The following is a 10751-nucleotide window of genomic DNA, read 5'->3' as shown; positions in this document are numbered from 1 at the left end:
GGAGGCGCTCGACGCCGCGGTCGCGGGACTGGCCGCGTCCGTCGGGCCCGCAGCGGCCCAGGGCCGGATCGGCCGCGGGACGGCGGGCGGGCCCGGTGGAGTCGGGCGGAGCCGCCTCAGCCGGCCGAGCGGATCCCTCCGGTCGGACCCCAGGCGACTCCGGCGCCGCCCGCGTCGCCCTGGTAGTCGTCGGGCGAGAGGGCCATGCCGCTCGCGACGAAGTCCGCGGTCGCCGCGCAGTCCGTGACGACGACGTCGCCGTCGGAGCGCGCGAGCCCGTAGAGGCAGACGGACTCGTCGGCGAGCTCCGCGGCCGAGAAGGAGTCGAGGCTGAGGGTGGCGAAGTAGTCGACTCCGGCGATGCTGCCCAGGTAGCGCGTCGGCCCCCAGTGGAAGACGCGGAGGCTCGCGAGGGTCGACAGCGGGCGCGTGGCGACGTCGTCGGGGACGGCCCAGGGCTCGGTGAAGACATCCAGCGACGGGCGAGGGGCCAGCGCGACGGAGGCGGCCGTGCCGAGGGCGGCGAGCCCGAGCACGGCGACGAGGGCGGCGATCACCCCGAGGCGGCGGCGCGGTCGGGGCGTGGCGGAGGTGCGGGAGTCGGAGTCGTCGCCTCCGGTGGTCTCACTGCGCTCGCCCCAGCCGGGCGCCGCGTCCCGGCCGGTCTCGTCACGGCCGACCTCGTCCCGGCCGGTCTCGTCCCAGCCGGTCCGGTCACGGCGCGTCCCGCCCCGGCCGCTCGCCGTCCCGCGGCCGATCCGGCCCTGGGCCGCTGCGGGCCCGACGGACGCGGCCAGTCCCGCGACCGCGGCGTCGAGCGCCTCCTCCCGCTCGCGGAGCTGCGCGCGCAGCAGTGCCAGCTCCGCGAGCGCCGCGGGGTCCGCCTCCGCACTGAACGCCCGGCGCTCGAGCGCGGCCCGCTGCCTCCGCTCCTCCGGCGACGCCCCGTCGCGGCGCCGCTGCAGGGCGGCCCGGCCGCGACCGCGACCTCCGAGAGCCGCGTCGAGCGCCGCCTCCGTCGCGGGATCGAGCTCGTCGAGCAGCCGCGCCGCGCGTGCCGGCGTGACCGCGGTGCCGACGGACGCCGGCACGTCAGCCCCGGTCGCGCACGGCGCGCGCCAGCGACTCGAGGCGCTCCCGGTACTCCGGCCACCACTCCTCCGGCACCGGCGGGAGGTTGTCGCCCGGCGTCCGGAGTCCGACCCGCCCGTCGATCAGCTCGCGGACGATGTCGGCGTGGCCGGCGTGCCGGTGCGTCTCCGTGGTGATGTGGACGAGGATCCGGTGCAGCGTCACGTCGCGGTTCGTCCACCAGGGGACCTGCCCGGGAGCGTCGAGCGGGAGGGCCGCGACCGTCGCGTCGGAGTGGGCCCACACGCGGCGGTACAGCGCGACGACGTCGGCCGGGGACTCGTCGGCCGTCGCCCACATGTCCGAGTTCGGCTCCGACTCGTCCTCCATCCACGGCATCGGCTCCGGGAACGGCCGCCCGAACACGGCGCCGAGGTAGCCCGCCTCGGTGCCCGCCACGTGCTTCACCAGGCCGAGCAGGTTCGTGCCCGTCGCGACCAGCGGCCGCCGCACGTCGTACTCGTCGAGCCCGTCGAGCTTCTGCAGCAGGGCGTCGCGCCCCTCCTGCAGGTAGCGGAGGAGGGTCTGCTTCGCGTCGTCGCTCATCCCCCCAGCCTGCCGCGCCCGTCCGAGCCGCGCCAGAGCGGTGCCGGAGCCGCGCCGTGCTCAGACCGCAGGAAGGATCGCCCCGCGGGCACCGGGATCCGCGGATCCACGGCCCGCCGGAGCGATCCTTCCAGCGTTGTGCACGGGTCAGGCCGGGACGCCCGCTCCCGCCCGCTGGACCCGCGTGCCGACGAGGCGCTGCGAGGAGGCGTCGACAGCGGCGGCCGGGCCGACCAGCTCGAGCGCCGTCTCCGTCTCGCGCGTCGCGCAGTCCGGGCCCACCCACAGCTCGACGCGGCCGGGCTCGACGATCCGCACGCCCTCGCGTCCGGTGAAGGCCAGGCGCGCGGCCGGGACCTCGAAGCGGACCTCCGCCTCCTCGCCGGGCTCGAGCGCGACCCGCGCGTAGCCGAGCAGCTGCGCCACCGGCCGGGTCACGCTCGCGAACACGTCGCGGGCGTACAGCTGCACCAGGTCGGTGCCCGCCCGCTCGCCCGTGTTGCGGACGCGCACGGTCGCCGTGAAGGAGCCGTCCGTCGGGGCGGACTCCTCGGCCGCCAGCTCCGTCCGGGCGAAGTGCGTGTACGAGAGCCCGTGGCCGAACGGCCGCACCGGCGTGCTGTCGGCGGAGGTCACGTCCGACGGCCCGCCGAGGATCGGGTGCAGGTACGAGAACGGCTGCGCCCCGGCCGAGCGCGGCAGCGAGACCGGCAGGTGGCCGGAGGGGTCGACCCGTCCCGAGACGACGCCCGCGATCGCGCCGGCGCCCTCCTCCCCCGGGAAGAACGCCTGCAGCACGGCGGCGGGAGCCGACGGCCCGTCGAGCGCCCAGCCCACGGCATAGGGGCGGCCGGTCAGCAGCACGAGCACGACCGGGGTCCCCGTCGCCACGACGGCCTCGACCAGCTCGCGCTGGCGGCCCGGGAGCTCGAGGCTCTCGACGTCGTTGCCCTCGCCGACCGTGCCGCGGCCGAACAGGCCCGCCCGGTCGCCGACGACCACGATCGCCACATCGGAGTCGGCGGCCGCCCGGACCGCCTCGGCGATCCCGGAGTCGTCGTCCCCCTCGACCGAGCAGCCCTCGGCGAGCAGCAGCTCGGCCGAGCCGAACTCGTCGGCCAGCGCGTCCGCGACCGTCGGGATCTCGAAGCCCAGCGGCACGCCCGGGTGGTGCGCCAGCACGTGGTTGGCGAAGGAGTAGCAGCCCATGAGCGCGGGCGCGCTGTCGGCGTTGGGGCCGATCAGCGCGAGGCGGTGCGGCGCAGCGAGCGGCAGGACGCCGTCGTTGGCGAGCAGCACCACCGACTCCTCGGCCAGGCGGCGGGCGATGTCGCGGTGGGCCGGCGAGTCGAGGTCGATCGACTCGGGGGCGTCGTCGAAGCGCGCGTCGAGCAGTCCGAGCCGCTCCTTCTGCGCGAGCACCCGCAGCACGGCCCGGTCGACGAGCGCCTCGTCGGCCTCCCCGGCCCGGATCCGCGCGGCCAGCGGCGCGAGGAACGCGTCGCCCGTGGGAAGCTCCACGTCGATCCCCGCGGCGAGCGCCAGCTCGGCCGCCTCGCCCAGATCGGCGGCGACCGCGTGCATGAGGTGGAGGAACGCGACCGAGAAGTAGTCGGCGACGACCACGCCGTCGAAGCCCCAGCGCTCGCGCAGCACGCCCGTGAGGTAGGTGGGCGTCGCTCCGACCGGGTCCCCGTCGATCTCGGCGTAGGAGTTCATCACCGAGCGGGCGCCCCCGTCGCGTATCGCCATCTCGAACGGCGGCAGCAGCACGTCCGCGATCTCGCGCGGTCCGGCGTGCACCGGCGCGTGGTTGCGGCCGCCGCGGGAGGCGGAGTAGCCGATGAAGTGCTTCAGCGTCGCGTCGACGCCGGTGGACTGCAGCCCCTGCACGTACGCGGTGCCGATCGTGCCGACCACGTACGGGTCCTCGGCGATGCACTCGTCGACCCGGCCCCAGCGGGGGTCGCGGATCACGTCGAGCACGGGCGCCAGGCCCTGGTGGATCCCGAGCTCGCGCATCGAGCCGCCGATCACGGCGCCGAGCTCGGCCACGAGCTCCGGGTCGAAGGAGGCGCCCCAGGCGAGCGGAGTCGGGAACGTCGCGGCCTGCCAGGCGGCGAGCCCGGTCAGGCACTCCTCGTGGACGATCGCCGGGATGCCCAGCCGCGTCTCCTCGACGAGCCGGCGCTGCTCCGCCCACAGCCACTGAGCGCGCTCGAGCGGATCGACGGGGCGCGTGCCGTAGACGCGGGTCAGCTGGCCGATCCCCTCGCGGGTCGCCTCGGCGTACCCGGTCGAGGTGGCCATCTCGCCGGCGAGCGGGGCGACGACCTCGCCGCCCTGGTCGACCCAGTAGCCGACCAGCTGGGAGAGCTTCTCCTCCAGCGTCATCCGGCCCAGCAGCTCGGTGGTGCGGGCGGACGGAGCCTGGGGGTCCTCTGGTGCGTGCGGTGCGGTCACGGTGCGACCCTCTCTGCGGGTGGGGCGACGGGTGCGGACGGGACGGGGGACGCGGCGGACGGGCGGAGCGATCCGCTCATCCCTTCACCGCCCCCGTCAGCCCGCCGACGATGCGGCGCTCGAAGACGCTGAAGAAGATCAGCGCCGGGATCATCGACAGCGACACGAAGGCCAGCACCTTCGCCGTGTCGACCGAGTACTGCGACGAGAACGCCTGCACTCCGAGCGGGAGCGTGAAGGTGGACTCGTTGTTGAGGATGAACAGGGGCAGCAGGTAGCTGTTCCAGCTCGCGATGAACGCGAGGATCCCCGTGGTGATCACGCCGGGCATCGCCAGGCGCACGACCATCCGGAAGAAGAAGCCGATCCGGCTGCAGCCGTCGATGAAGGCCGCCTCCTGGATCTCGTCCGGGATCGCGCGGAGGAACGGCACCAGGATGATGATCGTCGTCGGCAGGCCGAACGCGATCTGCGGCAGCACCACTCCGGCGAGCGAGTTCATCAGGCCGAGGCTCTTGATCACCAGGTAGAGAGGAGTGATCGCCACAGTCATCGGGAACATCAGGCCGGCGGCGAAGAGCGCGTAGAACACGCCGCGCCCGGTGAAGTCGTAGCGGGCCAGGACGTAGCTCGCCATCAGGCCGAGCACGACCACGCCGAGCGTCGTCGCGAGGCCGGCGATGGTGGAGTTGCCGACCTCCTGCCAGAAGACTCCGCCGGTGATCACGTCGAGGTAGTTCTGCACGTTCCACGGCGAGGGCAGGCCCGCCGGGTCGGTGGTGATCTGCGCGTTCGTGCGGAAGCCGCCGAGGATGATGTACGCCACCGGGGCGAGCATCAGCGCGATCACGACGATCGCCACGACGTAGGCGATCGTCGTGCCGCGGCCCAGGGGCTGACGACGCCGCTTCACCGCGAGAGGCCGAGGGGTCTCCGGAGTGATCGGCGGGGCCGTCATCGTCGTGCCGGTCATCGCTTGTCTCCCGTCAGTGCGCCCGCCGTGTCGCGCCGGAGCACGAAGCGCTGGTAGAGCAGCGCCACCACGAGCGAGATCAGGAACAGGACCACCGCGACGGCGTTCCCGTACCCGTAGTTGCCGGCGTTGCGGCCGTTGGTGACCAGGTAGATCGCCATGGTCGAGGTGCCCGCGGTCGAGGACACGTACTGGCCCCAGATGATGTAGACGAGGTCGAACAGCTGCAGTGCGCCGATGATCGACAGGAACGCCCAGATCCGCAGGGTCGGCGCGAGCAGGGGCAGGGTGATCCGCCGCTGCACCTGCCAGTAGGAGGCGCCGTCAATGGCCGCGGCCTCGGACAGCTCCTCGGGGATGCCCTGCAGACCCGCGAGGAAGAGGATCACGGCGAAGCCGATGTACTTCCACGTGATGATCAGCATCAGCGTCCAGATCGCGATCGCCGGATCCGAGAGCCAGTCCTGCTTCAGCGCGCCGAGGCCGACCTTCTCGAGCAGGCCGTTGACCGCGCCGCTGGTCTGGAGCATCAGGCTCCAGCCGGTGCCGACGACGACCTCCGAGATCACGTACGGCACGAAGATCAGGACGCGGATGATCGACTGCCCGCGCAGCTTGCGGTTCAGCAGCAGCGCCAGGAGGATCGCGACCGGCCCCTGGAGCACGAGCGAGAGCACCACGATGATGCCGTTGTGCGCGAGGGCGTCGTGGAAGGTGGGGTCCTGCAGGATCGTCAGGTAGTTGCGGAAGCCGACGAAGTCCGTCGGCACTCCGTAGCCCTGCCAGCTGAAGAAGCCGTAGTAGGCCGCCATCACGACCGGGAAGATCACGAAGGCGAGGAAGACGATCAGCGCCGGGCCGACCAGGAGCGCGATCTCGAAGCGCCCCGCCCAGCCCACGCTGCGGCGGCGCCGGCGCACCGGAGGCGTCGAGGTGACGCCTCCGGTGCGCGCGGTCCCGCGGGGCTCATCCACTCCGAGGAGCGGGCTCTCGCGGAGTGCCATGGTGGCTAGGCCTTCGCCGCGGCGGCGTTGACGGCCTCGACCAGCTGCTCGGGGTCGCTCTTGCCGGCCAGCAGGTCGACGACTCCGACGTTCAGCGCGTTGCCGACGTTGAGGCCGTAGACGGTGTCGAGCCACTGCGAGACGTACGGGGCCGAGTTGTAGGCCTCGAGGATCTGCTGCAGGTACGGCTCGGTGACCGCCTCCTGCGCCACGGTGTTCACCGGGGGCGCGTTGAAGGCCGCGTAGTACTCCTTCTGCACGTCGGAGGTGGCCAGGTAGTTGAGGAAGTCGACGCACTCGTCGGGAGCGCCCGCGGAGCAGGAGTAGCCGTCGACACCGCCCATGATCGCGCCGGCCTCGCCGTCGCCGCCGTCGATCTCGGGGAACGGGAACCAGCCCAGGTCGGGCAGCGGCTTCTCGTCGGGGGTGAGGGAGGCGATCACGCCGGGGTTCCACGCGCCCATGAGCTCCATCGACGCCTGGTGGTTGGCGAGGAGTCCGGCCGAGCTGCCCGCGCCCTGCTGGGCGGCGGTGGTGAGGAAGCCCTCGTTGAACGGCTCGGTGGCCGAGAAGTCCTGCAGGTCCTCGCCCGCGCGGACCCAGCAGTCGTCCGAGAAGTCCTTGGTGTCGGCCGCCTCGGCCATGGTGTCGGCGCTGCACTCGCGGAGCGCGAAGAAGTAGTACCAGTGCGCGGCGGGCCAGGCGTCCTTCCCGCCGAGCGCGACGGCCTGGGCTCCGCTGCCCTTGATCTTCGTGATCGCCGAGTCGAGCTCGTCGATGGTCTTCGGCGTCTCGGTGACGCCCGCCGCCGTGAAGAGGTCCTGGCTGTAGAACAGGCCGCCCGGGAGGACGGCGACCGGCATCGCCCAGACCTTGTCGTCGAGCGTGTTCGCCGAGAACGAGCCCTCGGGGATCTCGCTGCGCGCCTGGTCCGAGATGCCGTCGGTGAGGTCCTTCAGCTGTCCGCCCGCGACCATGGCGGCGAGCTTGCCGCCTCCGCGCTGGAGGAAGACGTCGGGGGCGTCGCCCGAGTTGAGCGCCGTCTGGAGCTTGCCGTCGAGGTCCTCGTTCTGGATGGCCTGCGACTCGATGGTCACTCCGGGGTTCGCGGCCTCGAAGTCCGCGATCGTCTTGTCCCAGAACTCCTGGCCGGGGCCCGTGGTCGAGTTCTGCCAGAGGGTCATCGCGACGGTGCCGTCGCTCGATCCCGAGTCCTGAGCCGAGCAGCCGGTGAGGGCCGCGACCGTGCCGAGCAGGGCTGCTGTCGCCACTGCGATCTTCCTGAACTTCATCGTCCAACCGTTCTCTTCATCGAGGGCGCCGCCTGGTGCACCGGCGCCGTGGGGGTTCCCGCCTTCGCGGGTGGAGTCAGTGTCCGCAGTGCTTGCGAAAGTGGTCAAACGTTTTCGAAATGGTTTTCGAAGCAGGGGTTACAGTCGGCCACATGACCACCCGACCGACCATCCACGACGTCGCCGCTGCCGCCGGCGTCTCGGTGGCGACGGTGTCCAAGGCCGTGAACGGCCGCTACGGCATCGCCCCCTCCACCGCCACCCGCGTGCTCGAGGTCGTGCGCGAGCTCGGCTACGAGTCGAGCCTCGTCGCGAGCAGCATGCGCTCCCGGCGCACGGGCGTGATCGGCGTGCTCGTCGCGGGGTTCGAGCCGTTCAGCGCCGAGATCCTGAAGGGCGTGGGGTCGGTGCTGGCGGAGTCGCGGTTCGACCTGCTCGCCTACTCCGGCTCCCACGAGGGCGAGCAGGAGGGCTGGGAGCGGCGCTCGCTCAGCCGGCTCAGCGGCACCCTCATCGACGGGGCGATCATGGTGACGCCGAGCGTGGTGAGCGCGCCCTCCGACATCCCGCTCGTCGCCGTGGACCCGCACACCGGCCGCGCCGACCTGCCGACCGTCGAGTCCGACAACTTCGGCGGCGCCCTGCTCGCCACCCGCCACCTCGTCGCCCTCGGGCACCGCCGCATCGGCTTCGTCGCGGGCCGCGGCGACCTGCGCTCGGCGCGGCTGCGGGAGGCCGGCTACCGGGCGGCGCTGGCGGAGGCCGGCATCGCCTTCGACGAGCGCCTGCTGCGGGTGGGCAACTACCACCGCGACACCGCCCGGCGGCCCGCCTCCTCGCTCCTGTCGCTGGCCGACCGCCCGACCGCGGTCTTCGCCGCCAACGACGTCTCGGCGCTGGCGATCATCGAGACCGCCGCGCACCTGGGCCTCGCCGTGCCCCACGACCTGTCGGTGATCGGCTTCGACGACGTGCCCGAGGCCGCTCGCTTCGATCCGCCGCTGACCACCGTCCGCCAGCCGATGCAGACGCTCGGAGCGACCGCCGCCGAGATGCTGATCGCCCTGATGGCCGGGCGCGAGCCGCGCTCGCTGCACGTGCAGCTGCCGACGCAGCTCGTCCGCCGCGCGACGACGGGACCGCCGGCATGAGCGGCGACGGGACCGCCGGCATGCGCGACGAGCTGGAGGACGACGGCCCGACCGCGGTGCACGCCGCCCTCTTCGATGCGCTGGAGCTGGTGGACCTGCCCGCGCTCGAGGCGCTGCTCGACGAGCGCTTCGTGATCGAGCACCCGACCGGCCTGGTGCAGTCGCGGGAGGAGTGGCTCGCCGACATCGACGAGGCGCGCAAGGAGTACCACGAGATCGACCACGTCGAGAGCGCCCTCTCGGGCGGCGCCGCTCACCCGGTGCTCACCTCCCGCACGATCACCGAGGCGACCATCGGCCGCCTGCACGCGACCTGGCGGCTCCAGCTGACGAGCCGCCTCGTCCGCCGCGACGAGGGCTGGGTGATCACGCGGACCGTGGTGACGAGCTGGTGAGGCCGGCGGACCGGCGCGTCCGCGGCCGGCCGTGGGCGCGGCGGGCAGGATCGACACCGTGCTCCTCCAGGTCGTGACCCGCTCCGCCCGCCCGGCCGCCGAGATGTTCGACCGGGCGCGCGACATCGACCTGCACACCGCCTCGCAGGCCGGCGCTCGCGAGCGCGCGGTCTCCGGGACGACCACCGGGCTGATCGGCCTGGGCGAGCACGTGACCTGGAGCGCCCGACACTTCGGCGTCCCGCTCCGGCTGACCAGCACCGTCACCGTGCTCGACGCCCCGCACTCCTTCGTCGACGAGCAGACCCGCGGGCCCTTCGCGACCTTCCGGCACGAGCACCGCTTCGAGTCCGACGGCTCCGGCTCCGGCTCCGTGATGATCGACCGGCTCGAGTACTCCGCCCCGCTCGGCGTCCTCGGGCGGATCGCGGAGCGGCTGGTGCTCGACCGGCACCTGCGGCGGCTGCTGGAGGAGCGCGGCGCGTTCCTCGCCGGACGCGACCGGTGAGGCTCCTGATCCGGACCCTGCTGACGCTCGTCGCCGTCGCCGGGGTCCTCTCGCTCGCGACGACCTCGGTCCTGTTCGCCCTGTCCTCCCTCGACACCGGCCGGGACGCCGGCGAGCTGCTCCTCCCGCTGGCCCGAGCGCTTCTGGCGACCGCCGTGACGGCGGCCGTCGGCGGGCTCCCCTACTCCGCGGGACGGGGTCGCGCGCCCTGGCCGGTCCTCTGGTCGGCCTCCACGGTCTGCATCCTCGCGATCGCCTGGATCGTGGTCTCGATCGCGGCGTGGACCGACGCGGGCGACGGGACGGACGCCGTCGTCGCGCTGCTGACCGTGGTGCCCGCCGCCTGCTGCTCGATCGCCGCGGTGCCGGTGACCGAGCTCGTCCTCCGGGTGGGAACGCACAGGATCGGCGCCCGCTAGCGGATCCGTCCCCTCCGCTTGACGTTGACGCCGCGTCAACCCGTACCGTCGCTTCCATCGCCGCCGGAGTCACCGGCGACGCGGAGACGGAGGGCGCTGTGGAGCAGGAGTGGACCGTGCACGAGGTGGCGCGGCTGGCCGGCACGACCAGCCGGACGCTGCGGCACTACGGGGCCGAGGGACTGCTCCCGGCGAGCCGGGTGGGCGCGAACGGCTACCGCTACTACGACGCCGCCGCGCTCGTGACGCTGCAGCGGATCCTGCTGCTGCGCGACCTCGGTCTCGGGCTGCCCGAGATCGGGCGGATCCTGCGGCGCGACGCGGAGCCTGTGGCCGCTCTCGAGCGGCACCTCGACGTGCTCCAGGAGGAGCGCCGACGGCTCGACCGCCGCATCCGGGCGGTCGCCGGGACGATCACCACGATGACAGAAGGGAACGGGCCGATGGCCGAGGACATGTTCGACGGGTTCGACCACGCGGAGCACCGCGAGGAGGTGGAGCGCCGCTGGGGTGCCCCGGCGTACGCCGACGGCGACCGCTGGTGGCGCTCGATGAGCGCGGAGGACCGCGAGCAGTGGCAGCGGCGGCAGGCGGACCTCGCCGACGCCTGGACCGCCGCGGCGGCGAGCGGGGCGGATCCGACCGGGCAGGAGGCGCTCGCGCTGGCCGAGCGGCACCGCGCCTGGCTCGCCGAGGTGCCGGGCACGCCCCGCGACGCGACCGGCGGCCCGAGCGACGAGTACCTGCTCGGGCTCGGCGAGATGTACGTCGACGACGAGCGGTTCTCGGCGCACTACGGCGGAGTCGCCGGCGCCCGGTTCGTCCGCGACGCGCTGCGGGCGCTGGTCGACCGGCGGGGATGACGGAGG

Annotated in this window: 11 protein-coding genes; 5 read left to right on the top strand and 6 right to left on the bottom strand. The window is 73.4% G+C overall.

Features of this window, described 5'->3' with window-relative positions; translation table 11 throughout:
• Positions 1-116 precede the first annotated feature (116 nt).
• The 6 genes from C5C50_RS14405 to C5C50_RS14380 all read right to left on the bottom strand — a co-directional run bounded on the left by C5C50_RS14405 (position 117) and on the right by C5C50_RS14380 (position 7409).
• Positions 117-1091 (bottom strand): hypothetical protein, encoded by a 975-nt coding sequence (locus C5C50_RS14405; protein WP_104273754.1) that lies wholly within the window; start codon positions 1089-1091, stop codon positions 117-119.
• 1 nt (position 1092) lies between these two features.
• Positions 1093-1677, bottom strand: coding sequence for a DinB family protein (locus C5C50_RS14400; RefSeq protein WP_104273753.1), 585 nt, complete (start codon positions 1675-1677; stop codon positions 1093-1095).
• Between the two features lie 147 nt (positions 1678-1824).
• The gene (locus tag C5C50_RS14395; protein WP_104273752.1) at positions 1825-4071 is read right to left on the bottom strand and encodes a glycoside hydrolase family 3 N-terminal domain-containing protein; all 2247 of its coding nucleotides are present in this window, start codon (positions 4069-4071) and stop codon (positions 1825-1827) included.
• A gap of 145 nt (positions 4072-4216) precedes the next feature.
• Entirely contained in the window at positions 4217-5113 is an 897-nt protein-coding gene (locus tag C5C50_RS14390; RefSeq protein ID WP_104224899.1) for a carbohydrate ABC transporter permease, read from the bottom strand.
• The gene (locus C5C50_RS14385) at positions 5110-6117 is read right to left on the bottom strand and encodes a carbohydrate ABC transporter permease (RefSeq protein ID WP_104226347.1); all 1008 of its coding nucleotides are present in this window, start codon (positions 6115-6117) and stop codon (positions 5110-5112) included. The genes C5C50_RS14390 and C5C50_RS14385 overlap by 4 nt, the downstream gene beginning before the upstream one ends.
• Positions 6118-6122: 5 nt before the next feature.
• A complete protein-coding gene (locus C5C50_RS14380; RefSeq protein ID WP_104273751.1) occupies positions 6123-7409 on the bottom strand; it encodes an ABC transporter substrate-binding protein in 1287 nt (428 codons plus the stop codon).
• A 152-nt stretch (positions 7410-7561) separates the two neighbouring features.
• On the opposite strand from C5C50_RS14380, the gene C5C50_RS14375 reads away from it, so the two are divergent.
• The 5 genes from C5C50_RS14375 to C5C50_RS14355 all read left to right on the top strand — a co-directional run bounded on the left by C5C50_RS14375 (position 7562) and on the right by C5C50_RS14355 (position 10745).
• Entirely contained in the window at positions 7562-8560 is a 999-nt protein-coding gene (locus tag C5C50_RS14375) for a LacI family DNA-binding transcriptional regulator (protein WP_104263367.1), read from the top strand.
• On the top strand, positions 8557-8955 hold the full coding sequence (locus C5C50_RS14370) for a nuclear transport factor 2 family protein (RefSeq protein ID WP_104273750.1): 399 nt from the start codon (positions 8557-8559) through the stop codon (positions 8953-8955). The genes C5C50_RS14375 and C5C50_RS14370 overlap by 4 nt, the downstream gene beginning before the upstream one ends.
• 58 nt (positions 8956-9013) lie before the next feature.
• Positions 9014-9463: an SRPBCC family protein gene (locus C5C50_RS14365; protein WP_308471839.1), complete on the top strand. Its 450-nt coding sequence runs from the start codon at positions 9014-9016 to the stop codon at positions 9461-9463.
• Positions 9460-9882 carry a hypothetical protein gene (locus C5C50_RS14360; RefSeq protein WP_104273749.1) on the top strand — a complete coding sequence of 141 codons (423 nt, stop codon included), beginning with the start codon at positions 9460-9462 and terminating at the stop codon, positions 9880-9882. Before C5C50_RS14365 ends, C5C50_RS14360 begins: the two co-directional genes overlap by 4 nt.
• Positions 9883-9980: 98 nt before the next feature.
• Positions 9981-10745, top strand: a complete 765-nt coding sequence (locus tag C5C50_RS14355) for a TipAS antibiotic-recognition domain-containing protein (protein ID WP_104273748.1) — start codon at positions 9981-9983, stop codon at positions 10743-10745.
• Positions 10746-10751 lie beyond the last annotated feature (6 nt).

The sequence above is a fragment of the Rathayibacter sp. AY1D9 genome (genome assembly GCF_002932395.1).
Classification (GTDB): Bacteria; Actinomycetota; Actinomycetes; order Actinomycetales; family Microbacteriaceae; genus Rathayibacter.
This window is presented reverse-complemented; position numbering and strand designations above follow the sequence as displayed.